We start from the raw sequence: 25289 nt of genomic DNA on the forward strand, positions 1-25289 counted from the left end.
CAATAATAAGATAAGGATAATCATGTAAAAATCGCTTTTAATTGCAATTGCTGCAATAACATTTGAGAAACTTTGATTCAGAATTGTCAGTCATCACGCGAAATAGAGTTTTCGTGTTGTAAATGAGTAAAAGAGGATTGCATGAAGGGAAGATGTCATTGTAATGCAGTGAAGTTCACAATTTCAAAAAATATTAAGACCATTCTAAATTGCCACTGTGATCTTTGTAGAAAGGCGAACGGAAGTGCATTTTCAACTTATGTCGTGGTCGCCAGTAATGAGTTTGTAAAGGAATGTGGTGATCTGAAAGCGATTCAGCTTTCTGACAATGCTAGTAAACACGTGTGCTTAAATTGTGCTACGCCTATTTTTAACGAAAATCCTAAGTATGCTGGTCTTAAGATCGTTTATTTAGGTGCGTTGGATAAGGCAAACCAATTAGTACCCTTAGTTGATACCTATTGCGAATCGCAACTCAAATGGCTAAGTGAGTTAGGAAGCTTGAGAAAAATGGAGAAGGGCTTTGGGTAGTATTCTGTGGTGTTTTTCTATCTACATGGATAAAGCTGACGGTAAAGCATAGTTGTTACATCAAGGGGATGCGTACCAGTTTTTAACCGTAGAAAAGAAAAAGGCCCCTAGAAGGGGCCTTTAGTGCAGCTTTCGCTGCCACCATGTTGAAAAGGTTCACATGGTTATGTGAATACGTTTTAGATACGCTCGTTCAGTTCCGCTGAAATTGGCGAAGACTGAAGTCCTTGCTCAGCAATCCAGGCTGATAATGTTTTGCCGTCAGCTTCAGGCGCTTGTAAATCTTTGCTCGGCATTTTCTTAACGAGAAGTGTGCCTACTTCAACTGCATTGTTTGACAGCGCAGTCCTAATAAGGCTCTGGCCACCGCATGAAATGCCTGAATAGTAATCGCGAAGTTTCAATTTAAAATCCGACTGTACGCTACGCATTTTTTTGCGCAGTTCACCTTTGTCGTCTGCTTGTACGATAGTACAGATGTTAGCTAATGCTTCGTTAATGTCGTTAGCTTGCGCTGCGTTAGAGAAAGCTAAAGTAGATGCTGCAATTACTAGAGAAGTTTTAACGATTTTCAACATGGTTAAATTCCTTCGGTTAATTTGTTTGTCTGTTCGAGATGTATTAAAAAACAAAAATACTGTGCGAAAAACATGCAGTGGAATAACAGCGTATCGGTTTTAATACTTTTAGTTTTTTTTGACCCAGTGGCATGGTTGGCTAGCCCATATTTAACAAGGTGTTAGGCGAGGTTGTGGTGTTTTGTGGGAAAGGTGTTGTTTGTATGTTTTATGAGTGAATTGATAAGAACTCTTCAGGGAGGCGTTGTCCTTTTCACGTTATTTAACCCAAAAATAATGGCAATTTTTGTGCTTTTGAACATAAATAGATGATGAGGGTTTCCTTTAATTGCGGTGGGGGAGTGAAGTGATAGACCCGTTTACAGAATTAAGTATGACATTGGCAAATCCTGACGTTGCATTACCTGATTTTTTAAAAGCAGTATGTCTGGCGGTGAGAAAAGCGATCCCCAACGCTGACCGTGTTAGTCTTTGGCAATTCGATGAAGGTAATGAAAGTATCACTTGTTTGGCGCTACTTAACACTGAGGGTTTTTCTCAACCCTCAAATTTAGTCTACCAGCGCAGCGATTATCCTGATTATTTCGACGCAATTTTGGAAAAACTCTCTATTTTGGCACTTGACGCAAGAAACCATCCTGACACTTCTTGTTTCGCAGAGGGGTATTTTGAGGAAGAGTCAGTTCATTCAATGATGGACTATGTATTTGACAATGCCTTTTCTCCATTTGGCATAATATGTTGTGAGTCAACGGGCCAATGTGCATTGTGGGGCGATGAAGAGGTAAATGAGCTCAAACGTATAGCGCGTATTGTTTCCATCTTTTCAAATATTCGTCACTTAAGTAACTAAAATAAAAAAGCGACCCGTAGGTCGCTATTTGTCACTGCAGATTAATCTGCAACCATGTTGAATCAGCTCACATGGCTATGTGAATTTCGTTTTAGATTCGCTCGTTTAACTCAGCTGAAATTGGCGACGATTGTAAACCTTGCTCTGCAATCCACGCTTGTAGTGTTTTACCGTCAGATTCTGGCTCTTGAAGATCTTTACTCGGCATTTTTTTAACAAGAAGTGTACCTACTTCAACGGCATTATTAGTTAGTGCTGTTCTTATCAGGCTTTGGCCACCACATGAGATACCAGAGTAATAATCGCGAAGTTTCAATTTAAAATCCGACTGTACGCTACGCATTTTTTTGCGCAGTTCGCCTTTGTCGTCAGCCTGCACGATGGTGCATATATTAGCTAATGCTTCGTTTATGTCGTTAGCCTGTGCTGCATTCGAGAAAGTTAAAGTAGAAGCTGCGATTACTAGAGAAGTTTTAACGATTTTCAACATGGTTAAAGTTCCTTCGGTTGTGTTTGGTTTGTCTGTTCGCAATTAATTAAAGAATAACTGATGTGTTTAAAAAACATGCTGAAGGATAACTGCGTATTTTATTTGATACGTTTTTGTGGGGTTAATATACAGTAGATTGTATTTAAGTTGTTGTTTTTATTGGTTTATCTGGGGCTTTTGTGGGTTCTTTGGAAGGTTGAAAAATAAGCAAATAAAGCGCAAGAAATGTGCTTTATTTGCTTCTGTTCAAGTTGTTTTCTTTTGAAAGTCTTAAGTTTTGTTGCCTTTCTTTGTCTTCCAGTTGCTCATTAATGCGTCAATAAATAGGTTGTCTTTACCTGTTGAAGAGTAAACATAGAGGAAGAAATCGCTGTCGTCTTCTCGTACTATTTTTATAGTGGTGACTTCAAGCTTATCGTCGGAATAGTCTACCTCGATGTCTTTAATATCTTTGTAGGATGCAAATTCTGATACTAAGCCCACTTCGTCATCAATCCAGTAAGAAAAGACTTTTTTGTCGGTATAACCATTTCCATCTAGTTGATTTAGAAGTATTGCGTCACTATAAAAGTACTGAATTTGCTCTGTGCCCTCGATAAGATTTTCACGATACATAAAGGCGATATCGTGAGACCATAAATCACTTCCTTCAACAACATCACCTGAAGGGAGAACATTTAACAATTGCCCCATGCTAAGCATAAGAAATGGAAAGCATATAGCGCTAATCAACACATGCCTAAAACCTATTTTGGCTCCGTTTTTACAGTCTTGGTTGTGTGATGCGTATACTTTGTTGATATAGCGAATATAAGGTACGAAAGGTAAGGGAAGCAGCATTGATAAAATGATACTGACGCTGAGTAGGTCTGTCTCAAGTATAACCGCTCCAGCTGCGTCTATCGTATTTACTGTAAAATACATAACAAAATAGAGCGCCGCTGTAAGTATGCCAATATGAGTTGGAAACAATGATGGTGAATCTGACTCGTTATCAGCATGTTGTTTCAGTTTACAGTAAAGAGGATATAGCCAAAACGGTGCAAATATCCCTCGAGCAATTGGCCAGGTGCCTTTGTTATCTTGTTTTTCTATTAAAAACCAATTCCTATAAACCCAATAGTGACAATATAAGCCAAACGTAAATATGCCCATTAGCAAAAATTTGGGAAGTGGAACGACTTGAAACCGCAAGTGCTCACTGTCATTGCGAGATGTGGCTGCTAAACGCCAATCAATAAGCATTAAAATGAAAAGTACAATAAGCGCGATGGCGAGGTAGCCTAAGAATGCAAACTCATCAAAGGTGTTTGTGTTTTCAATGGTTGAAGAGGGCGCTGTGTCGGAAGAACTGTTACGCTTATACCAAATAATACTATAGCTTGAGTAGTCTCTAGCTCGGTCTCTCGCTGCGAGATATTCTTCTATTTCATCGGCAGGAACGTGGTCTTTTTTAGCACTGTACTGATACGAAAGCGTAAGGGTTTTATCTTTGTAAGTTGCACTGTATTGATAATTGAAGTACGGATTATCTTCAGAGAATTCCTCGTCATCAAATGCCCACGAGTCGTCAGCGAATTGTAATTTTATCGTATTAGCAACGTCCATTGGAAATGAGCGAGCGTAGGGAGCGTTGCGGTTTATCACTTTAGGTTTAGTCAGTTGATTACGCACGTCGGTTGCGTAAAAATCCATTTCGAAACCATGTTCACTTTCTGTAAAAGCGTTTTCAATTACATAGTGCTCATTGAGCGTCGCCCTACCGTTTTCGGCGTTGACAACCAAAGAAAGTGGCGTTGCCACCGCAGCGTTAGGAAATGCACGTTGATAGTACTCAAGATATTGCTTTTCTAGGCTTGCTGCACCGTCTTCCTCATAATTAGAAACAATGCGCTGCGCTTGCCAGCCTAAATACTGTGACTTTACATATAATTGTGCGTTCTCTTTGATGTCTTTTGGAATAACGTAGGTCTCTATAACATCAATATTTGAAATGCTTGTGGCATTCATTTGTGTGAGTGATTTTTCATTTTCTCTCACTACCAATGCGTACCCAAAGTCAGGTTGATAGAGGTTATCTAATGGCCCGAATTGATCTGTCATTGTTGGGTCGAGCCAAAGTGATTTATCGTCAATAATTGCGTTGACAATAACATGGTCAAAGCGCGTCACTGCAGGGGGGAGCGTATCGAGGGACTTACCTATTTCGGTGTTAACCAATGCAGGGAATCCAGTAATACCAAGCTCACGCATAATGGCAAGAAGCAATACTGACTTGTCTTTGCAGTCGCCATATTTTAGACGTAATGTGTCCTTCGATGGTGTCGGTATGTGAGAATTTGCACCTATCTCTATTCCTACGTAGCGTATGTTGTTTTGAACGTAGCTCAGCGCTTTTGCTAATTGCGCTTCTGTGGATGCAGTCTGGTTTTTAATGTCTTGTGCGATTGCTCTGACAGAGTCGTCCACACCTAAATCTTGATACAAGGTCATGGCCCACTCATTAACGGCTTGCCAGCTGGGCATCTCGGTATAATTTATTTGATGGCGCGGTAAAAACCAATCAGGTGACTGGTTGTCGAATTGCTGTGGAGGCACCATTTCGATATGTACGCTGTAATCGGTGAAACCGTCGCTTTGCGTTTTCGTAACTGGGGTCTGTCCGTTTCGCTGGCTTACGTAGAGAGGGGAGGATTTACCCCACAAAACACGATGGTATTGGTCTTCTACCGGAATATTCCATACTAGTGTGCGGCCAGTTGAAAAAATACCTCGATAGACGGGGTTACTGCCAATAATTGAATAGCTAAAGTCAACCGTATCGCCAACTAAAACATCGTCTAAAATTGCATTGTAAGTGATTGTGCCATCGTAGATGCGACGCTCAAAATCTTGCTCGCTGTTGAATAAAGAAATATCAGCACTTTCTAATCGACTCACACGTTCACCGTCTCTTACAACGCTAATATCGTGAATCAATAGTGATTCATAAGTGGGATCAAAATGAATTTCAATCTGCGAACTGCCATCCAACCCTTTTGCGTTAGCGACTGTTTGTGCGATTCGCGTGTAGTATTGCTTTTCTCCCTCGCTTGTTACCTTTATTTGGTCGTCAACCACACGATAGAAAACGCCGCTAGAAATAAGGTCCACAGGAATTGGCGTGGTGGTGTCAAGCATGCGTTTTTTTACCCAGTCTGGGGTAGGGGTATTGCGATAACCTTCACTTTCTGCGCTTAACGCCCCAAACGAGAATAATCCAATAACAATAGCAACAAAGGTAAAGACTGATTTCATAAAATCCATTTCACACAGTAAATTCAACCATGCAATATACCTAAAATATGACTTGAGGTTTAGTAATAATTAGTCGCAATGATTGGAGCTAATTAGGCATCGTAACACAAAGAAAAAAGCGGCCCGTGGGCCGCTTCTTAAAGTGCAGATTGCTCTGCAACCATGTTGAACTGATTTCACATGGCGTGAATATGTTTATAGACGGTCGTTAATTACCGCAGCAATTGGGTTGTCTTGCAAGCCATTCTCAGCCACCCATGCTTGTAGTGTTTTGCCATCTGCTTCAGGTGCAGCTAGGTCGGCTTTAGGCATCTTTTTAACAAGCAATGCACCTGCTTCTACTGCGTTGCTCAGCAGAGCCGTGCGGATAAGGCTATTACCTCCGCAGCTTACGCCTGAATAATAGTCTCGCAGCTTTAAACGATAATCCGACTCAACAGCACGCATTTTTTTACGCAGTTCGCCTTTGTCGTCTGCTTGAACGATAGTGCAAATGTTAGCTAGTGCTTCGTTTACATCTGCTTGTGCCATACCTGACACACCTAGTGTTGCTGCAATAACAAGAGAAGTTTTAACAATTTTCAACATGGTTAAATTCCTTCAAAATTTGGTTAACGGATACTTACTCGACCCCTGTATTAAAGTAAAAGATTGGGCACAGAAAAACATAGAAGGTGATAACCGCGTATTCGATTTAATACGTTAAAGACGTTATGTATTTGATAGGTTGAAAAAAACCGTCTTTTTGTTGATGCTATTTCAAGCTAAATGAGAAATTTGACAGAGTGAAAAATAAAAAGCGACCCGAAGGTCGCTTCTTACCGTGCAGAGATACCCCTGCAACCATGTTGAATTGACTTCACATGGTGTGAAAATTATTACAGACGAGCGCTGATAACTGCCGCGATTGGACTATCTTGAAGACCATTCTCCACTACCCACGCTTGTAGCGTTTTGCCATCAGCTTCAGGTGCTTCTAAATCGCCTTTTGGCATCTTTTTAACAAGTAGTTCGCCCGTTTCAACTGCGTTACTTAACATCGCAGTGCGGATCAGGCTATTACCGCTACAACTGATACCTGAATAATAATCGCCCAGCTTTAAGCGATAGTCGGCTTCTACTGCACGCATCTTCTTGCGCAATTCGCCTTTGTCATCTGCTTGTACAATAGTACAAATATTTGCTAACGCTTCGCTTACATCGGCATAAGCAAAATTAGAAAGTGCTAATGCACCAACAACAACTGAAGTTTTTACGATTTTCAACATGGTCAATATCCTACAATCAGCATAAGAACGATTCTTTGCTTGATAAGAATTAAATGTCAAAATTCGAGGGTAGAAAATAATCAGGGTAATACACAGGTATTAAAGTGGATACTAATCGAGAGGTTTTTTTGCTGAAAAAGCTATAATAATCAGCTGCTTGATTTGCTCTTTGGCGGTATGCGCTATGACGGCAAAGCGATATTAAAAGGCGCCTTGTAGGGAGTGTCACTACAAGGCAACCATTAACGTTTTAGTGTGGTTTGAAGTTGCTGGCGACTTCCATAATTTGTTCACGCATCCACATATGCGCGTAATCGTGGTCTGCACTTACGTGCCAGTAAAGGAAGTACTCGACAGGTTGAAGGTCAAATGGCATCTCGTAAATTGCCAGGTCGTAGTGTTTCGCTAAATGAAACGGTAGGCAAGCGATAAGGTCAGTCTTAACTATGGTACTGGGAACCGTTAAGAAGTGTTGGCCTCGCATTACTTCTTTTCTACGTTTACCCATTTTATCCAATGCGATATCGATTGGACCCGCTCCAGATTTACGTTGAGATACATTGATATGGCCTAACCGTAAAAAAGTGTCTAAGTCGAGGCCATTTTTAAGTGCTGGGTGATTTTTTCTTGCAAGGACAACAAATCTGTCTTGAGCGATTTTTTCTTTGCACAGATGTGGGTCTGTGAACGTTGAGGCATCAGCAAAAAAGTCGAGGGTGCCAGCTGCCATTGCCGAAACCACCTGGCTTCTTGGAATTTCATAGTTGGTCAAAGCAATATTAGGTGCCAAGTTTTGCAGTCGCGCAACCAGACGCGGCATGATACTCGCTTCTAACAAATCTCGGCTTGCAAAATTAAATGACTTTTCAGCAGTAAGGGGGTCGAAAGTATGGCTTTCTTGTACGCTTTTTCTTAGCAGCGCTAACGCTTGTCTAGCGGGTACGATAATGTTTTGCGCAACGGGTGTTGGCGTCATGCTATGCCCCGTGCGAACAAATAGTGGATCGTTGAGCATTTCTCTTAGTCTCGCTAACGAGTTGCTTACCGCTGGCTGAGTAATACACAATACGTCAGCGGCTTTCGTGAGACTGCCAGCTGTATAAATAGCGTCAAATACCGCGAAGAGATTTAAATCGATTCTATTGAGATTCATAACTAATCCTTTAAGCGCGAGTGCTCTGAATAAGCCAATAGACACTGAAACTTTGGCGCTCGCCTAAATGCTACATAGCTTCTACGAATAATTTACGTTAGTGTAACAAGAATATTTATAAATACCTATTATTAAAAGTTAATTGAAACATTCAAGCTAATAATAGTAGCTTTGTCTTAGATTAATGCTCATTGGACTGAAATATGAAAACTCTCATAGATTTAGCTGTAGGGGATGTGCTCACACAGCCTGACTGGTTAGAAGTAACGCAAAATATGATAAATCAATTTGCTGATGCGACAGGTGATCATCAGTGGATTCATCTCGATAGTGAGCGATGCAAAAGCGAAAGTCCTTTTGGCACTACGATAGCGCATGGCTTTTTAACCGCTAGTCTTATGCCAAAAGCATTTGGCGAAGTTATCGCGCCAAGCGAAAAAGTGGCTTCTATGATCAACTATGGAATTGATAAACTGCGCTTTTTAGAGCCTGTCAAAAGTGGTGATGCAGTGAAATATACATTCACGCTAAGTGAGACTGTGGAAAAACCACAGGGGAAACTATTCAAAGTTGATGGCAAGTGTATATTGAAATCGTCGGGCAACGCTGCACTTGTGGGAAGTTTTTTAATGTTGGCAGTGCTTAGACCTTAAATTTATCATACTGAGAAACGAAGAGACCAAAAGAAACGTGATGCATCTTTTGGTCTCAAAATAACGGCGATAAATGTGAAGTCTAAATTAATTAGAAGCTTCTTCTGCACCTTCTTCAATGGCTTCGCCTGCACTTTGTATGTCTTTTCCTGCACCTTCTACAGTAGCGCATCCGCCTAAACCACCAAGACCGCTAGCAAGTACCAACATAAAAAATACATTCTTTAGTTTTGACATCTTAATTAACTCCATGTGTTGCTCCTTTTATTACTCTATTGTTTAGTCATTCATTTGGTGCGAAAGTAGTTCTACATTCATGACATTCACACTTTTTATTCCTGCACAGTAGATGCTTTTCCACCGTTACCATCTTGATGGGAGCGTTCTGCAGCAGAGGATTGCTTATTGCTATTGTGTTTGCACTCAGAATCAGATGTACTGTTTTCTGATTTAGCTAACATAGCATTGAGTTTGTCACCACCCTTGGCATTAAAGTCCAGCGTTCTGATGGGGAATGGGATTAATATGTCGTTCTCTTCCAGCACGGTTTTTACTGTATTGATTGCATCGTGGCGAACAAACATAAAGCCGGGATCACCTGGATAGCGGATCCAAAACCATAATAATAAGTTAATTGAAGAGTCTCCGAACGACTCTGCATATACCGCCGTTTCATCTTTCTTGATAACGTAGTCTTTATCGTTCATGGCATTAGTTATAACGCTTGCCGCAGTTTCGATGTCGTCAGCGTAGGAAATGCCAACCGGTATTTCTATTCTGCGATAACCTAAATACGAATAGTTGGTAAGGATATTTCTAAAGAGAATCTTGTTCGGAATAACTTCTAATTGACCATAGAAGGTTTCAACCAATGTATTACGCAGATTTATTTCTTTAACGTTACCAAATACGCCTTCAGCTTCAATAACATCTCCAATATCAAAGGGCTTGCGAATGCCCATAGCGACGCCGGCAATAAAATTTTCGGTCATGTCTTGGAAGGCAAAGCCAATTGCCAATCCCACAATACCTGCACCTGCTAATAAAGAGGTGACGGTTCCTTTAAGCCCAACAAAATCAAGCGCGATAAAAATACCCGCTACAATGATTATTGTTTTAATGATTGAGGTTAGTAGCCCCGCTATTTGCCGTGACTCAAAAGTACGTCGCATGAGTTTTCCAACGACATTGCCTATGATCTTAGCGAGTACGCCGAATACAATTGCAATCAAAAATGCGACAACAATATTCGGCAAAATCGTTATTGCACTCTCTACCCAAGTTTCTAGCTTTTCACTCAACAGCTTGTAAATCTCATCAACTTTGGGAAATTCCATAAACACCTTAATGCAATGACTTATTCAATGAGTAAGGGTAATCAAGAAGTATTCCTGCCTTTAAAGAGTTTTAAGTTGCTGAAAATATTGTTTATTTATGTTCAATAAATGTATTGGTAAACCGACCGATGGGAACATATTTCATGGTTTTGGCAACTTATTCACAGTAACAAGCGTTACTGAACGCGTGTTTAGCATTACTTCACCATAAGTATATCTGGTCTGACCATGTGTAAAATTGATGTAAACATATTATTCACAATAAATTTACAAACTTAAATTTCAAGCATAGTATCAATCGTGTAGGTCACCGATGAGCGGTGCCTCACACAATAACAACACGAAATCGAATAGCCTGTTACTAGCGGAGCGTGTGTGTAGTAAAGCCGGTAGTGATAAGCCCAGATTTGGAATCACACTATGAAATTGAAAACGCGTAAGACCGCAGTTGCTGCAATGGTTGGCACTGCACTGTTTTGTTCTCCTTTTCTTGCAACGGCTCAGGATGCTGATACAGAAAGCGAGAAAGAAGCGAAAAAGGACGTAGAGCTTATTCTCGTGACCGGCAGTTTCGTACGCCGTAGCGAAAACTTTGAATCTCCCTCACCACTTGCTGTGGTAGACAGCGTAGCGATTGATGCCATTGGTGCTAAAAATATCGCTGATATCACACAAACACTCACAATCAATACCGGTGCTGAGAATAACCCTGATGCGTTTACGCAAAACGCAACCGCTGGTACATCTAATATTAACCTAAGGGGCTTGGGTGTAGCATCAACGTTAGTACTGCTGAACAACAAACGCCAAGTAGTTAATGCACAGCCGACTAATGAAGGCTTAAACTTTGTTGACACCAGTTCACTTGTGCCAATGATTGCCATTGACCGAATGGAAGTTGTTAAAGACGGTGCTTCAGCGCTGTATGGTTCAGATGCCGTTGCTGGGGTTGTTAACTTTATCACCAAGCGCAATTACGACGGTGCCATGGTTAGCGTTGATTATCAAGATGGCGCGCATGGCGATAACAAAGAGTACATTCTTCAAGGTCTTTGGGGAGCAACGGGAGACAAGGGGAACGTAATTGCTGCGATAAGCTACACAAACCGCTCACCGTTGTTTATAAATGATAGACGTTTAAGTCGTCCCCAAGACGACACGAGTGCACTAGGTAATCCAGCGAGCTTCTTTATTGCACCAGGCGTTCCCGTAATTGACCCATATGGATGTGAAGAATTTGGGGGCTACCCACAAGTGCTTGCGCCAGAGGGTACGGTTCCTGGTCTTGATGTTGGTCTGTGTGGATTTGATTTTGGTCCATATTATTCATATGTTCCTGACGAAAGTCGTATAAACGCGTATACACGTGCTGAATACGAATTTACCGACGATATTACGTGGACAACTGAAATAGGCATGGCAAGAAACCGTGCTGAGCGTGGTGGTGCACCAAGTTTTCCAATTCTTACTGCGCCTGTCGTACCTGATTATCACCCACAAAACCCATTTGGTCGTTCAGTAGCGTTTTTCGGACGTGCTGAAGGTAACGGTCAACCTGGTGATGCAGCAAATACCGAATCGGATACGTTCCGTTTTAGTACTAATTTGCAAGGTGTCACTGACTCAGGTTTCTGGGAAGTGAGCTACACTCGCGCGGTGAACGACTTCTTGTTCTCGGTACCTGATGTGCTTAACACTGAGTTCCAGTTAGCGTTACTAGGATTTGGCGGTTCAGACTGTAATCCGGTATTAGGAGCGCCTGGTCAAGGAAGCTGTGAATTCTTTAATCCTTTTGCAACCTCATACACAAGCGCGCCGAATTCTGACTATGTAATTAGTTCATTCACGGGTAAGCAAGTTATCGATTCGAAAGCCGATCTTGAAGTGTTCGAGGCGTTTACGTCATTCGATACGTTCGAAATGGGTGGGGGCTATGCAGCACTAGCACTTGGTATTCAGTATCGAGAAAATAAGTTGTCGCAAGATTACGACGAACTGTCTAACCAAGATAGTTTTACCTTTGTTATCGGTAACCCTGATTTAGATGGAAGCCAAGATGTATGGGCTGCTTTCGGTGAATTGGCGTTGCCAATAAACGATGAACTAGATGTGCAAGTTGCTGTTCGCTATGAAGATTATGGCGGCAATATTGGCAGCACCGTAGACCCTAAACTTGCGGTTTCTTGGCGCGCATCAGATGAATTCTCGCTACGTGGTTCAATATCAACGTCGTTTAGAGCACCAACAGTATTCCTTGCACAAGGTGGAGCCACGTCATTACAGCAGGTGGTTGACCCTGTTCAGGGGGCACAAGCTTTTGTGGCGGTTCGCACGGTGGGTAATGAGGATCTGAAGCCAGAAGAGTCTACGGCATATAACATTGGCTTCTCTTACGAGCCATTTAGAGACTTGTCGGTAGAGGTTGATTATTGGAACTTTGAATTCGAAGATTTGATCATCCAAGAAAATGCACAAGCACTGCTTAATGCAGACCCAACAGATACCGACAGAATTGTTCGTGCTGGCGACCCAGTAAGTGGTCCTGTACTTCAAATTAACAATACTTACGTAAATGCAAGTTCACTTGAAACGTCAGGTATTGACTTTGTCACTAGCTACAAGATGGAAACAGAGTTAGGTAACTTTACGCCGTCAATACACGCAACGTACATCACTAAGTATGACTTGATGGATCCACAAGCGGGTAATGTTGACGGTGCCGGTCGCCGTAACTTCAATAACATCGGTGTATCGTCACCGGAGCTTCGAATGAACATTGGTTTGGCTTGGCAACATGATGTACACGCTGCAAATCTATTTGTACGATACATTTCTTCGTACGATGATGATCAAAACTGCGCAGATGGCACATCCAACACAGGCGGTTGCGCGAATGGTTTCTATGAAATTGACAGCATAGTTACCGTTGATGCGCAGTATAATATCGACCTGGGCAGTGTGTTTAATACTGAGCAAAGCTACGTATTAACTGTGGGCGGTATAAACTTGTTTGATGAAGAGCCACCGCAAGTATTTACTAACAGTGGTTTTGACTCAAAAGTTCACGACCCTCGCGGACGCCAGATATACGCAAGACTGGCTGTAGAGTTCTAAAGCGCTTGCACTTTAGTGTTTGTAAGATAAAACCGACCTTAAGGCTAAGGTCGGTTTTTTTGTAAACTTTAATCACCACAGGATTTTTTGTTTTATTTTTTCTGCTACTTTTAATCTCTTCTGTATCTATTAGAGTAACCACAAACAACAGTAATAGGGGATCTCTTATGCCAGATAAGTTGTCAAATGCAGAAATTCAAACCAAGCTTGAAGCATTGAACGCCATGATTAGTGATGACGTAAAATGGGAGCAAGACGGTGATGCTATTAAAAAGACGTTTACGTTCAAAAGTTTTATTAGGGCTTTCGGGTGGATGTCTCAAATTGCCATTTGGGCGGAAAAGCTTAAACATCATCCAGAATGGTTCAATGTATATAACAAAGTAGAAGTTCGATTAACCACTCATGATGCTGATGGCCTTAGCGAATTAGATTTTTCCTTAGCAGAAAAGATGGAAAAATTTAAATAATTGGTTAGCCATATTTTGCTTTTCGTCACAATTAGGGGCTAATTCGTATTAACTTTGTACACATTGGTCAAATTAACCGCGAACAGTCAGAAATTTGAAATATTTCGGTGTTAGGCACTTGTGTTAGTAAAGTCCCTATGTATAATACGCACCACGTTGAAGCGAGGCACTAAACGAATCGCTTTAAACGGTAATTTTCTGGCGCGGGATGGAGCAGTCTGGTAGCTCGTCGGGCTCATAACCCGAAGGTCGTAGGTTCAAATCCTGCTCCCGCAACCACAGAAAATTAGGTGAATTTTTTAAATGTGTAAACAACACGTTTAACCGTACAGACGCGGGATGGAGCAGTCTGGTAGCTCGTCGGGCTCATAACCCGAAGGTCGTAGGTTCAAATCCTGCTCCCGCAACCACATAAAAAACCCAGCATTTGCTGGGTTTTTTCTTTTCAGCGTGAAAATAAGCTTACGTATCTCATTACCCTCCAAGGTAGTATGTATTTACGAATATACTTCGTGCACTTCACAACACTCCACTACTTTGTAAGTATCGCACCACGCTTCGTATAGCTTTTGCATAGTTAAATCACACTGCAACTTGTGCTAATTTGGGTATACCGAGTAATGATGTATACGATAAAGCGCAATATGCTTTGTCTATTATTACTTGCCCAAAAGACAATAATTTATATGTCTGTGTGCAGTCTACTGAGTAACTAAGGCTTAAATATGGTGTCTCAATATTTTAATTTTGAAGAACAAGCTAGGCTCATAGAAGGATTCTATAACTTACCTCTGGTGCTTTTATCATTGATTGTCGCCATTTTTGCGTCATTCATGGCATTTAATGTGGCGGGGCAAGCCGCGGTAACTGAAGAGAAAAGTCGCAAAAATATTTTACTGGGTACGGGAAGTTTAGCCTTAGGCGGTGGTATTTGGTCGATGCACTTTCTGGGTATGACTGCCTTTGATCTATGCCTCCCCGTCGACTACAACGTTTCTATTACTGCACTGTCTGCATTGCCCGGTATTGCCGCTGCGTGGGTCGCGTTAAATTTGCTGATAAGAAGCAAAATAACAGTTCACGAAATTGTCATTGGAGGGATTCTGGTTGGCGCAGGTATAGGTACCATGCACTACAGCGGAATGGCCGCAATGGAAATGGCACCTCTATTGCGTTATGACCTCCCTATATTTTTATTGTCGATTGTTGTGGCGGTTGCGTTGGCCATGCTGTCGTTATGGATAAAGTTTGGCATTACAGCAGCAACTAGATCAAAAGACCTGTTGGGTAAACACGTTGTTTTGGCCAGTGTTGTCATGGGCTTAGCCATTGCAGGAATGCATTATACGGGCATGGCAGCTGCACGTTTTGTATTACCTCCGGGTTTAGAAACTTCAAATCAGACGTCGGAAGTTGCGGCTGTTCTGGCAATTTCCATTGCAATTTTTACGGTAACGTTAATTGCCATTGTGTTGGGTATAACACTGCTCTTTAAATATAAAGATGTAATGTTGCGCGCGGTTGAAAGTGAGAGGATCCAAAGTGCTATTACCGACACTGCTGTGGATGCCATTCTTACAGTAGATAATAAAGGGATTGTACGCACGGCAAATCCTGCAGTTGTCGATATCTATGGATACACACAGAGCGAGATTATTGGTATGCATGCATCTGTTCTCGTTCCGCCCGAGCGTCGGCACATGTACAATGATGATTTTTTTAACCAGCGCGTCGTTCCAACTGAACAAATCATTGGTGCGGGACGGGAAGTTGAAATATTACGCAAAGATGGAACGCGGATACCTGCTCGAGTCGGAATAGGGTATACAAAGGTAGATGATAAACCTGTTTTTGTTTCTTTTGCTTCAGATTTACGTGCGCGCAAAAAAATGGAAGACGCGCTTAGGGAAAGTGAAGCAAAATTTAGAAGCCTAATTGCTAACATTCCAGGTGCTGCTTATCGAGCGCTATGTAAAGACGGTTGGCCAATGGTATTTATTAGCAACGCCATTAAAGAGATAACCGGCTATCCTCCCGAAGATTTTGTATTGCCTAACCCCAAGCGACATTTTTCAGAACTTTATCACCCTGACGATGCGGCTGCATTAAGCGATATATCGTCATTTCAAGACACCTTTACCATTGAATACCGTTTAATTGATAAAGCGGGAAACACTCGGTGGGTTATTGAACAAGGCACGTGCGTAAAAGATGACGACGGTGAATTGCTGTACATAGATGGCTTTATTACCGACATTACTAAGCGTCGTCAGATGGAAGAAGAGTTAAAAATAGCAAAAAATAATGCGGAGCAGGCAGCAGCAGCAAGAACGGCGTTTCTTGCCAATATGAGTCATGAGATCAGAACGCCAATGAACGCCATTATTGGATTTAGTGATCTCATGCTTACAGAGGCACTTCGAGAGGAACAGAAGTCTCATCTCACAACGATTAATCGCTCAGCGCGCTCTTTATTGCATTTGCTTAATGATATCTTAGACAGCGCCAAATTGGACAAAGGTAAATTAGAACTAGATTATCGAGATTTTTGCTTACGAGAGGAACTGGATTTAGTCATTTCAACATTCTGGTTGGAAGCAAAACGCAAAAAAGTGACGCTCTCTTTAGATGTTGATGAATCTGTTGCAAAGGGCTATCACGGTGTTCCGGAAAGGCTAAGACAAGTCCTGAATAATTTAATTGGTAATGCCGTTAAATTCACTCATGAGGGTGAAGTGCAAGTGCGAGTGCACAGCGATGGTAAACAGGTTTATTTCGAAGTCTCTGATACAGGAATTGGCATGACGCCTGAACAGGTGGAAAAGGTTTTTGATCCATTTTCTCAAGCGGATGCGTCAATGAGTCGAAAATACGGTGGTACAGGGCTGGGGACGACTATATCCAAACAATTAGTGGAGTTAATGGGCGGAAATATTTTTGCCCAAAGCGTTATAAATCAAGGAACAACATTTACCTTTAGACTTCCACTTGAACCTGTTGAATTGAAAAGTAGGAGCGAGGCTGAAAAAGTGCATCACAATGTAGCATCGCTCTCGCCACTTCGCGTATTGGTGGTTGACGATGTACATCAAAATATCGAGTTGTTGTCGTTGCTTCTGAAGCGAAGTGGGCACAGTGTTGACAGCGCATCTGACGGTGAAATTGCATTAAAGAAAATGCAAGATTACAGTTTCGACGTAGTGCTAATGGATTTGCAAATGCCGAAAATGGATGGCCTCGAAGCTGCAAAGCAAAGGCGTGCCTATGAAAAAGCTGAAGGCTTGTCTCCTCTGCCGATAATCGCACTTACTGCTAGTGTACTCATACAAGACAAGCATGCTGCGCAAAATGCGGGAATGGAAGGATTTGCAAATAAGCCTGTAGATTTCCCTTCGTTAATGGAGGAAGTTGCCAGAGTGCTTAATATTAGTACTAATGCAATAACGGGCAATGACCTTGCTGAAAAGGCTAACGTACTTGACGATAACGAAACAGACAATGACGCAGCTGTTATACACGATTCCCATATCATCAATATGAAAAAAGCGGTTGGATTGTGGGGAAGTGAACTTGTTGTACTTCAAGAGGTTGATAAGTTTGTCGTTGACAGTAAAGAAAAAATTGACGATTTAATGAGTGCACTTATCGCAGAAGACTATAATAAAGTAGTTGCTGTTACGCATAATTTGAAAGGTACGTCAGGTAACTTGTGTTTAACCGCATTCTTTAAGACGACGTTATTGCTTGAAGCCGACGCTATTAAAGAAGATGTGGACATAGAACATGTGAACCAATTGCGTAATGCTATTGAAGCGATAGAGCTGATGCTAAGTGAATCGCCACTGTATGGTGAACAAGCAATAAACGAAAGTATTGATAGTGACTTGTTACTTGCGCATTTACAACAAATGCTAAAAAGTGTTGAGCAGAATATGCTGGATGAAGAAGAGCTGACGTTCTTGCGTGACATTGGTTTAAGCAAGTTTAAGGATGATGTCGCCCAAATTTTGTTAGATATTGATGATTTTGAATTTGAATCAGCGCAGCATGGAATAAAAGCGTTGATTGATGAGCTGGAGCAATTACGAGCGTAGTTATGTTAGATAGTGAAGTAACAAAACCTACATTGTTATTGGTCGATGATGAACCCGTCAACTTACGCGTTTTAAAGCAGTTGCTCGCTGCAGACTATCAACTGATCTTCGCTAAAAATGGTGAAGAGGCGCTGAAACTAGCGCCTGCAAGAAGACCAAACCTGATTCTTCTGGATGTAATGATGCCCGGTATTACGGGGTTTGAAGTGTGCCGACAGCTTAAAGGTTTGCCTGAAACAAAGCATATCCCCATTATTTTTGTGACAGCGTTAAATGATGATCATGATGAAGCGGAAGGTTTTGATGCTGGTGCCGTCGATTACATTATTAAGCCCATATCACCCGCTGTAGTAAAAGCCAGGGTCAAAACGCATTTAAGTCTGGTACAAGCCGATGAGTTGCTCGAAAGCCGATTACAAGTAGTGCAGCGTTTAGGGCGAGCAGCTGAGTATAAAGACAACGAAACGGGCATGCATGTAATGCGCATGAGCCATTATTCAAAGGTATTGGCAATTGCATATGGGCTAACTGATAAACAGGCAGAAATATTACTGCATGCTGCTCCTATGCACGATATTGGTAAAATTGGTATTGCCGATAGCATAATGCTTAAACCCGGCAAACTAACCGAAGAAGAGTTTGCCTTAATGAAGCATCACCCTGAAATTGGTGCTGAAATTATTGGTGATTGCGGCGATTCTTTGTTACTTAATGTGGCAAAGTCGGTGTCACTGACTCATCATGAGAAGTGGGATGGTAGTGGTTACCCCCGTGGCTTGTCAGGGGAAGATATTCCTATCGAAGGGCGCATTTGTGCCATTGCCGATGTTTTTGATGCATTGACCAGTAAGCGACCATACAAGGAAGCGTGGAGTATTGAAAAAACAGTCGACTTCCTTAAAGAACAAAAGGGAAAACATTTCGAGCCCAAATTGGTTGATTTACTTATTGAGAATTTACCGCAAATACTAGAAATCAAAGCCACGTTTAAAGACGAAGAGTAATAGAATGCACTCTCTGGGCTATTGGCTGTTGCTTAATGCACCGCCTATCAGTATAATGTGCGCATTCAATGATGAGCGCGGGCTCCCTCAGTGTTTAGGAAAGTAACGCACTCGTTGTTAGCAAGCTATCACCTTGTGGTGGTTTTACCCATAGGCTTGCAACTGCCCTTGTTGGCAGGTATGGGTTCAGAATTTTAATAAAAGCCCCGCTAGTCCGGGGCTTTTTGTTGTATTAAAACCTGGAGTCAGCCTCGCTGAGCCGGGTGATGACAGGTGGGCTTTAGGCCCTTTTTTCGTTTTTGGAGGTTTGCATTGGCAAAACTTGAAGAGAAACTAACCGAAATGCTAGAGCCAGGTGTTGAAGCGCTTGGTTTTGAGTTGGTTGGCATCGAGTTTGTACGAGCGGGGAAACATTCGATTCTTCGCGTTTTTATTGATCATGAAAACGGTATTACCGTAGATGATTGTGCAGATGTAAGTCATCAGGTTAGCGCAATTTTGGACGTTGAAGATCCAATTAGCACTGAATACAACTTGGAAGTGTCATCACCAGGTATGGACAGACCGCTTTTCAAAGAAAAGCACTACATTGAGTCTGTGGGTGAAGTGGTTCAAATTCGTTTGTCTATGCCGATGGGCGACAGACGTAATTTTAAAGGCAAAGTACTCGCGTGCGAAAATGGCATGGTAAGTATTGAAGTGGATGGCCAGCAGTTCCAGTTAGCTGTGGCGAATATCGAAAAAGGTAACGTTGTTCCCACGTTCGATTAACGGAACAGCTCTGCTTTCATCGACGAAAGCAAAAGAGAGGCGAAAATGAATAAAGAAATTTTGTTAGTGGCGGAAGCCGTTTCAAATGAAAAACAAGTGCCTAGAGAGAAGATTTTTGAAGCGCTAGAGTTCGCAATTGCTAGTGCAACCAAAAAGAAAAACGAAGGCGAAATTGAAGTTCGTGTAAGCATCGACAGAACGTCGGGTGACTTTGATACATTCCGTCGCTGGCTAGTCATTCCTGACGATCAAGAGCAGGAGAATCCATTTGCTGAAATCACTTGGTCTGCGGCACAAGTTGACGAACCAGAGATTCAACTAGGCGATTATGTGGAAGAGCAGATTGAATCTATCAAATTCGACCGCATAACTACGCAAACCGCTAAGCAAGTTATCGTACAAAAAGTACGTGAAGCTGAGCGTCAGCAAATGATTGCTGAATACGAAGACAAAGTGGGTGAGCTGGTTACAGGTACAGTTAAGAAAGTTAACCGCGACAATATCATCATCGATTTAGGTAACAACGCTGAAGGCGTTATCTACCGCGACGATATGCTTCCTCGTGAAACCTTCCGTCCGGGAGATAGAGTACGTGGTCTTCTTTACGTTATCCGTCCAGAAGCGCGTGGCGCACAGCTATTTATTAGCCGTACTCACCCAGACATGCTCGTTGAGCTATTCCGTTTAGAAGTTCCAGAAATCGCGGAAGAAACACTAGAAATTAAATCTGCGGCTCGCGATCCAGGCTCACGCGCAAAGATTGCGGTTAAAACTAATGATAAGCGCTTAGACCCAGTGGGTGCTTGTGTTGGTATGCGTGGTTCTCGCGTACAAGCAGTATCTGGTGAACTTGGCGGCGAGCGTGTTGATATCGTGCTTTGGGATGAAAACCCAGCGCAGTTCGTTATCAATGCAATGGCACCTGCTGAAGTTGCGTCAATTGTTGTTGATGAAGACAGCAACAGCATGGATGTAGCGGTTGAAGCTGACAACTTAGCACAAGCAATTGGCCGTAGTGGTCAAAACGTCCGCCTAGCTAGCCAGCTTACTGGCTGGGAACTTAACGTGATGACAGTTGACGACCTCAACAAGAAGCACGAAGAAGAAAATGCGAAGGTACTTGATCTGTTTACTGCAGGTCTTGATATTGACGAAGAATTTGCATCTGTACTTGTAGATGAAGGCTTCACCACACTTGAAGAAGTGGCATACGTGCCGGCAAGCGAACTTCTTGCGGTTGAAGGGTTAGATGAAGAAACCGTAGAAGAGTTGCGCAACAGAGCGCGCGCTTATCTTACTACTCGAGCGTTAGCAAACGAAGAATCGCTTGAAGGTGCAGAACCTACAGAAGCCTTATTAAATCTTGAAGGTATGAGTAAACACGTGGCGTATGTGTTGGCCAGCCGCGGTGTTACCGACCTTGAAGAATTAGCAGAACAAGGTACCGATGATATCAGTGATATCGATGAGCTGGACGAAGAAACTGCAGGTGCCCTTATTATGGCTGCCCGTAATATCGTTTGGTTCAGTGAAGAAGAGTAAGGTCAACAGGGGGAAAATTACGTAATGGCAGATGTATCTATTGAAAAGCTCGCCAGCGACATTGGTACGACCGTTGACCGATTGGTTGGCCAGTTTAAAGACGCGGGTATCACAAAGAGTGCCGGCGATCAGGTAAACGAAGACGAGAAACAAAAACTATTGGATCATTTAAGTAAGCAACACGGCAGTGCAGCCGAACCGACGCGTATGACACTTAAGCGAAAAACGACAAGCACACTAAGCGTGGGCAAGTCGAAAGAAGTTAAAGTAGAAGTACGTAAAAAACGCACTTACGTGAAGCGCAGCGATATTGAAGAACAGCAGCGTCAAGCGGAAGAAGAGGCGAAGCGTCTTGAAGAAGAAGCACGTCTTAAGCGCGAAGCAGAAGAAAAAGCGGCTGCAGAAGCGAAAAAGGCGGCCGAAGAAAAAGCGCGTAAAGCTGCGGAAGCGAAAAAAGCGGCTGACGAAGAGCGTGCCCGTCGCGCTGAGCAAGCAAAGAAAGAAGCTGAAGCACGCAAAGCAGACGAGCCTGAAATGACAGAAGCTGAAAAAGCGGAAGCAGAAGCGGCGCGTCAAGAAGAAGAGCGTCTTCGTAAAGCGCAAGAAGAAGAAGCGCAGAAAAAGCTTGAAGAAGAAGCGAAAAAAGCAGCTGATGAAGCGCGCAAACTAGCTGAAGAAAACGAGCGTCGCTGGAAAGAAGAAGAAGAGCGTCGTAAGAAAGCGGAAGCCGAAGAAGTTCACTTGCACTCAAACCGTTATGCTCAAGAAGCAGAAGACGAAGAAGATATGCAGGTTGAGCGTTCATCGCGTCGTCGTCGCAAGTCGAAGAAAAACGCAGGCGAGCACCTTAAGCAAGGCTTTAACAAGCCAGCTGCACCTGTAGAGCGTGTAGTTAAGCTTGGCGCAACCATCACCGTTGGCGAACTTGCAAGTAAGCTTGCAATTAAGTCTAACGAAGTTATCAAAACGATGATGAAGATGGGTGAAATGGCAACCATTAACCAAGTACTAGACCAAGATACTGCGGTACTAGTGATTGAAGAAATGGGCCATAAATACGAGCTTGTAAACGACAATGCACTTGAAGATGAGTTGTTGGCAGATGGTACTGGCGGTGAAAAAACCACGCGTGCACCTGTCGTAACCATTATGGGTCACGTTGACCACGGTAAAACGTCATTGCTTGACTACATTCGCCGTGCGAAAGTAGCTGACGGTGAAGCCGGTGGTATTACCCAGCACATTGGTGCTTACAAAGTTCAAACAGATAACGGTGAAATCACGTTCCTAGATACACCTGGACACGCCGCGTTTACTGCAATGCGTGCTCGTGGTGCTACTGCGACGGATATCGTTATTCTTGTAGTTGCTGCAGATGACGGCGTAATGCCTCAAACGAAAGAAGCGGTACAGCATGCTCGCGCTGCTGGCGTACCTCTTATCGTTGCAGTGAACAAAATGGATAAAGAAACTGCAGACCCAGACCGCGTTAAAACTGAGCTATCTCAATTAGAAGTTATCTCAGAAGAGTGGGGCGGTGAACATCAATTCTGTAACGTGTCTGCGAAAACAGGTATGGGTGTAGACGAACTACTTGAAGCTATCGTTCTTCAAGCTGAAGTTCTTGACCTTAAAGCCGTTGCTGAAGGCCCGGGTCGCGGTATCGTTATTGAATCTCGCCTTGATAAAGGCCGCGGTCCAGTTGCTTCTGTACTTGTACAGGAAGGTGAACTGCGCGCTGGCGATATTCTACTTTGTGGTGAAGAGTACGGCCGTGTTCGTGCTATGCGCGACGAAAACGGTAAAGAAATGAAGATTGCTGGTCCTTCGACGCCTGTTGAAGTACTTGGCCTGTCTGGTGTTCCTGTAGCAGGTGAAGATGCCGCTGTGGTTAAAGACGAGCGTAAAGCACGTGAAGTTGCTGCTAAGCGCCACCAGAAGAAACGTGAACTTAAACTTGCTCGTCAGCAAAAAGCGAAACTTGAAAACATGTTTGCTAACATGGAATCAGGCGACGTTAGCGAACTAAATATCGTACTTAAAGCTGACGTACAGGGCTCTGTAGAAGCGATTTCTGAGTCACTTGTTAAACTTTCAACGTCTGAAGTAAAAGTGAACATTGTAGGTAGTGGTGTAGGTGGTATCACTGAAACTGACGCAACCCTTGCGGCTGCATCAGGCGCTATCGTACTAGGCTTTAACGTTCGTGCCGATGCAACAGCGCGTCGTGTATTGGAAGCAGAAGAAATTGATCTGCGTTACTACAGCGTAATCTATAACCTCATTGATGAAGTGAAAGCGGCAATGAGTGGTATGCTTGCACCTGAATTTAAACAGGAAATTATCGGTCTTGCAGAAGTTCGTGACGTGTTTAAGTCACCGAAACTGGGTGCAATTGCAGGCTGTATGGTTACTGAAGGTGTTGTTAAGCGTAGTAATCCAATCCGTGTTCTACGTGATAACGTAGTAATTTACGAAGGTGAGCTAGAATCACTGCGTCGCTTTAAAGACGACGTACAAGAAGTACGTAACGGTATGGAATGTGGTATCGGCGTTAAGAACTACAACGATGTGAAAGTAGGCGACCAAATCGAGGTCTTCGAAATCGTTGAGGTTAAGCGCGAAATTTAATTGCCTTAGTTAATTCGGCATGTGAAAAACGGGGGCCGAGTGCTCCCGTTTTTGTCTGTATTTAGTCAATAAAATTAAAACATGCTCGACGTTTAAATAAGGAAAGGAGAGTACAATGGCCCGTGAATTTTCACGTACCGACAGAGTCGCTCAGCAAGTTCATAAAGAAGTGGCGAGCATTCTGCAAAACGAATACAAGCATCGCGTTGGCGATATGCCTTTGATCACAGTATCAGATGTAGATGTATCGCGAGATTTGGCGCATGCAAAAATCTTTGTGACCATATACAACAGCACCGAGGAAGAAGGCAAATTACAGATTAAACAACTTGTGGAATACAAGAAGTTTATTCGTAGTATATTGGCGAAGCGTCTTCGTATGCGTTCAGTACCAGACCTTCACTTCTTTGAAGATAAGTCGATTGTCGAAGGTATGCGTATCTCTAATCTTGTGTCACAGACTATCGCTAAAGATGAGTCAAAGCGTGATAAAGACGACCCACAAGAGCAGGAGTAGATGGCAAGACGTCGTAAAGGCCGTGATATAAACGGCATAGTGTTGCTTGATAAACCGCTAGGTGGTTCATCAAATCAGCTATTGCAAAAAGTGCGTTGGCTGTATAAAGCAGCCAAAGCAGGTCATACAGGTGCACTTGACCCACTTGCAAGTGGCATGCTTCCACTTTGTTTGGGTGAAGCAACTAAGTTTTCTCAGTTTCTTCTTGATGCGGAAAAAACCTATGAGGTTACTGCAAAACTTGGTATTCGAACCACAACTTCTGACGCAGATGGTGAAGTTGTTGAGGAAAAACCGGTAGTAGTTTCAATAGAACAAGTGCGCGAAGCCTGTCTTGCGTTTTTAGGGAAAAGTAAGCAAATTCCATCAATGTTTTCTGCTCTCAAACACCAAGGTAAACCGCTTTATCATTATGCCCGTCAAGGGATAGAGATTGAGCGAGAGCCCCGTGACATAGAAGTCTACGAGCTTGACGTGTTACGTATTGAACTTCCTTATGTCGATATGCGCATAAAGTGCAGTAAAGGAACTTATATTCGTTCTATTGTCGATGACTTAGGCCAGAATCTTGGGTGTGGTGCATATGTAACGCGCTTGCATCGCACTGAGGTCGCCGACTACCCTACTGATAAGATGGTGTCTCTAGAAAGGTTAATTGAACTTCAAGAGTCGTTAGAAGAGGGAGACTTTGATGCCCTTGATGCACTGCTGATCCCAATGGACACTGCTGTGAGTCGCTTACCGTTTGTTACTATCAACGATGAGGAGCGTAGTCGATTTGACAATGGCCAATCGGTGAAAGGAACCTGCAATGTCGTGTTAGAAACGGGTGTAGCGTATCGCGTTTATCATGGGACAGACACTTCTGGCCTATTTTTAGGCGTTGGGGAAGGCGTTCTTGATCCGAAAGATCAAGGTACACCTAAGAACGAAGTATTCTTGAACCCCAAAAGGCGAGTCGTTTACGCTTAACGCTTTACAAAGCT

At 42.8% G+C, this 25289-nt stretch carries 20 protein-coding genes and 2 tRNA genes; 14 read left to right on the forward strand and 8 right to left on the reverse strand.

Annotation, left to right across the window (positions count from 1 at the left end):
* Positions 1–141 precede the first annotated feature (141 nt).
* Positions 142–531 carry a GFA family protein gene (locus tag LHL20_RS12715; RefSeq protein WP_226433565.1) on the forward strand — a complete coding sequence of 130 codons (390 nt, stop codon included), beginning with the start codon at positions 142–144 and terminating at the stop codon, positions 529–531.
* 179 nt (positions 532–710) lie between these two features.
* Here LHL20_RS12715 and LHL20_RS12720 read toward each other — a convergent pair whose 3' ends face one another.
* On the reverse strand, positions 711–1109 hold the full coding sequence (locus LHL20_RS12720; RefSeq protein WP_159625945.1) for a DUF3718 domain-containing protein: 399 nt from the start codon (positions 1107–1109) through the stop codon (positions 711–713).
* 373 nt (positions 1110–1482) lie between these two features.
* Here LHL20_RS12720 and LHL20_RS12725 point away from each other — a divergent pair, with 373 nt between their 5' ends.
* The gene (locus LHL20_RS12725) at positions 1483–1962 is read left to right on the forward strand and encodes a GAF domain-containing protein (RefSeq protein WP_159625944.1); all 480 of its coding nucleotides are present in this window, start codon (positions 1483–1485) and stop codon (positions 1960–1962) included.
* A gap of 91 nt (positions 1963–2053) precedes the next feature.
* Here LHL20_RS12725 and LHL20_RS12730 read toward each other — a convergent pair whose 3' ends face one another.
* From LHL20_RS12730 to LHL20_RS12750, 5 genes are all read right to left on the reverse strand, one after another.
* Positions 2054–2452 carry a DUF3718 domain-containing protein gene (locus LHL20_RS12730; RefSeq protein ID WP_226433566.1) on the reverse strand — a complete coding sequence of 133 codons (399 nt, stop codon included), beginning with the start codon at positions 2450–2452 and terminating at the stop codon, positions 2054–2056.
* Between the two features lie 270 nt (positions 2453–2722).
* Positions 2723–5749 carry a DUF3857 domain-containing transglutaminase family protein gene (locus LHL20_RS12735; protein ID WP_226433567.1) on the reverse strand — a complete coding sequence of 1009 codons (3027 nt, stop codon included), beginning with the start codon at positions 5747–5749 and terminating at the stop codon, positions 2723–2725.
* A 195-nt stretch (positions 5750–5944) separates the two neighbouring features.
* A complete protein-coding gene (locus LHL20_RS12740) occupies positions 5945–6337 on the reverse strand; it encodes a DUF3718 domain-containing protein (RefSeq protein ID WP_226433568.1) in 393 nt (130 codons plus the stop codon).
* Between the two features lie 290 nt (positions 6338–6627).
* Positions 6628–7017: a DUF3718 domain-containing protein gene (locus tag LHL20_RS12745; RefSeq protein ID WP_159625937.1), complete on the reverse strand. Its 390-nt coding sequence runs from the start codon at positions 7015–7017 to the stop codon at positions 6628–6630.
* Positions 7018–7267: 250 nt separating this feature from the next.
* On the reverse strand, positions 7268–8170 hold the full coding sequence (locus tag LHL20_RS12750) for a LysR family transcriptional regulator (RefSeq protein WP_159625935.1): 903 nt from the start codon (positions 8168–8170) through the stop codon (positions 7268–7270).
* 203 nt (positions 8171–8373) lie between these two features.
* On the opposite strand from LHL20_RS12750, the gene LHL20_RS12755 reads away from it, so the two are divergent.
* Positions 8374–8823 (forward strand): MaoC family dehydratase, encoded by a 450-nt coding sequence (locus LHL20_RS12755; RefSeq protein WP_202261715.1) that lies wholly within the window; start codon positions 8374–8376, stop codon positions 8821–8823.
* 87 nt (positions 8824–8910) lie between these two features.
* Here the strand turns inward: LHL20_RS12755 and LHL20_RS12760 are convergent, their stop codons facing one another.
* Both LHL20_RS12760 and LHL20_RS12765 read right to left on the reverse strand, forming a co-directional pair.
* Positions 8911–9033, reverse strand: coding sequence for an entericidin A/B family lipoprotein (locus tag LHL20_RS12760; RefSeq protein WP_413228899.1), 123 nt, complete (start codon positions 9031–9033; stop codon positions 8911–8913).
* A 122-nt stretch (positions 9034–9155) separates the two neighbouring features.
* Entirely contained in the window at positions 9156–10160 is a 1005-nt protein-coding gene (locus LHL20_RS12765) for a mechanosensitive ion channel family protein (RefSeq protein WP_226433569.1), read from the reverse strand.
* 420 nt (positions 10161–10580) lie between these two features.
* On the opposite strand from LHL20_RS12765, the gene LHL20_RS12770 reads away from it, so the two are divergent.
* The 11 genes from LHL20_RS12770 (at position 10581) to truB (ending at position 25275) form a co-directional block, all read left to right on the forward strand.
* On the forward strand, positions 10581–13274 hold the full coding sequence (locus LHL20_RS12770; protein WP_202261713.1) for a TonB-dependent receptor plug domain-containing protein: 2694 nt from the start codon (positions 10581–10583) through the stop codon (positions 13272–13274).
* Positions 13275–13441: 167 nt separating this feature from the next.
* Positions 13442–13744 (forward strand): 4a-hydroxytetrahydrobiopterin dehydratase, encoded by a 303-nt coding sequence (locus LHL20_RS12775; RefSeq protein ID WP_226433570.1) that lies wholly within the window; start codon positions 13442–13444, stop codon positions 13742–13744.
* 202 nt (positions 13745–13946) lie between these two features.
* Positions 13947–14023 (forward strand) — tRNA-Met (locus LHL20_RS12780).
* 54 nt (positions 14024–14077) lie between these two features.
* Positions 14078–14154: transfer RNA gene (locus tag LHL20_RS12785), tRNA-Met, on the forward strand.
* Between the two features lie 315 nt (positions 14155–14469).
* Complete coding sequence (locus tag LHL20_RS12790) at positions 14470–17838, forward strand: MHYT domain-containing protein (RefSeq protein ID WP_226433571.1); 3369 nt, start codon at positions 14470–14472, stop codon at positions 17836–17838.
* Between the two features lie 2 nt (positions 17839–17840).
* Entirely contained in the window at positions 17841–18842 is a 1002-nt protein-coding gene (locus LHL20_RS12795; RefSeq protein WP_226433572.1) for a response regulator, read from the forward strand.
* Between the two features lie 312 nt (positions 18843–19154).
* Positions 19155–19613: a ribosome maturation factor RimP gene (gene rimP / locus LHL20_RS12800; protein WP_159625919.1), complete on the forward strand. Its 459-nt coding sequence runs from the start codon at positions 19155–19157 to the stop codon at positions 19611–19613.
* A 45-nt stretch (positions 19614–19658) separates the two neighbouring features.
* Positions 19659–21155 carry a transcription termination factor NusA gene (gene nusA, locus LHL20_RS12805; protein WP_202261703.1) on the forward strand — a complete coding sequence of 499 codons (1497 nt, stop codon included), beginning with the start codon at positions 19659–19661 and terminating at the stop codon, positions 21153–21155.
* Between the two features lie 24 nt (positions 21156–21179).
* A complete protein-coding gene (gene infB / locus LHL20_RS12810) occupies positions 21180–23786 on the forward strand; it encodes a translation initiation factor IF-2 (protein ID WP_226433573.1) in 2607 nt (868 codons plus the stop codon).
* Between the two features lie 115 nt (positions 23787–23901).
* Positions 23902–24303, forward strand: a complete 402-nt coding sequence (gene rbfA, locus LHL20_RS12815) for a 30S ribosome-binding factor RbfA (RefSeq protein ID WP_159625913.1) — start codon at positions 23902–23904, stop codon at positions 24301–24303.
* The gene (gene truB / locus LHL20_RS12820; protein ID WP_226433574.1) at positions 24304–25275 is read left to right on the forward strand and encodes a tRNA pseudouridine(55) synthase TruB; all 972 of its coding nucleotides are present in this window, start codon (positions 24304–24306) and stop codon (positions 25273–25275) included.
* The last annotated feature ends 14 nt before the right edge of the window (positions 25276–25289 follow it).

It is taken from the genome of Alteromonas sp. McT4-15 (assembly GCF_020515205.1).
In the GTDB taxonomy this organism is placed as follows: Bacteria; Pseudomonadota; Gammaproteobacteria; order Enterobacterales; family Alteromonadaceae; genus Alteromonas.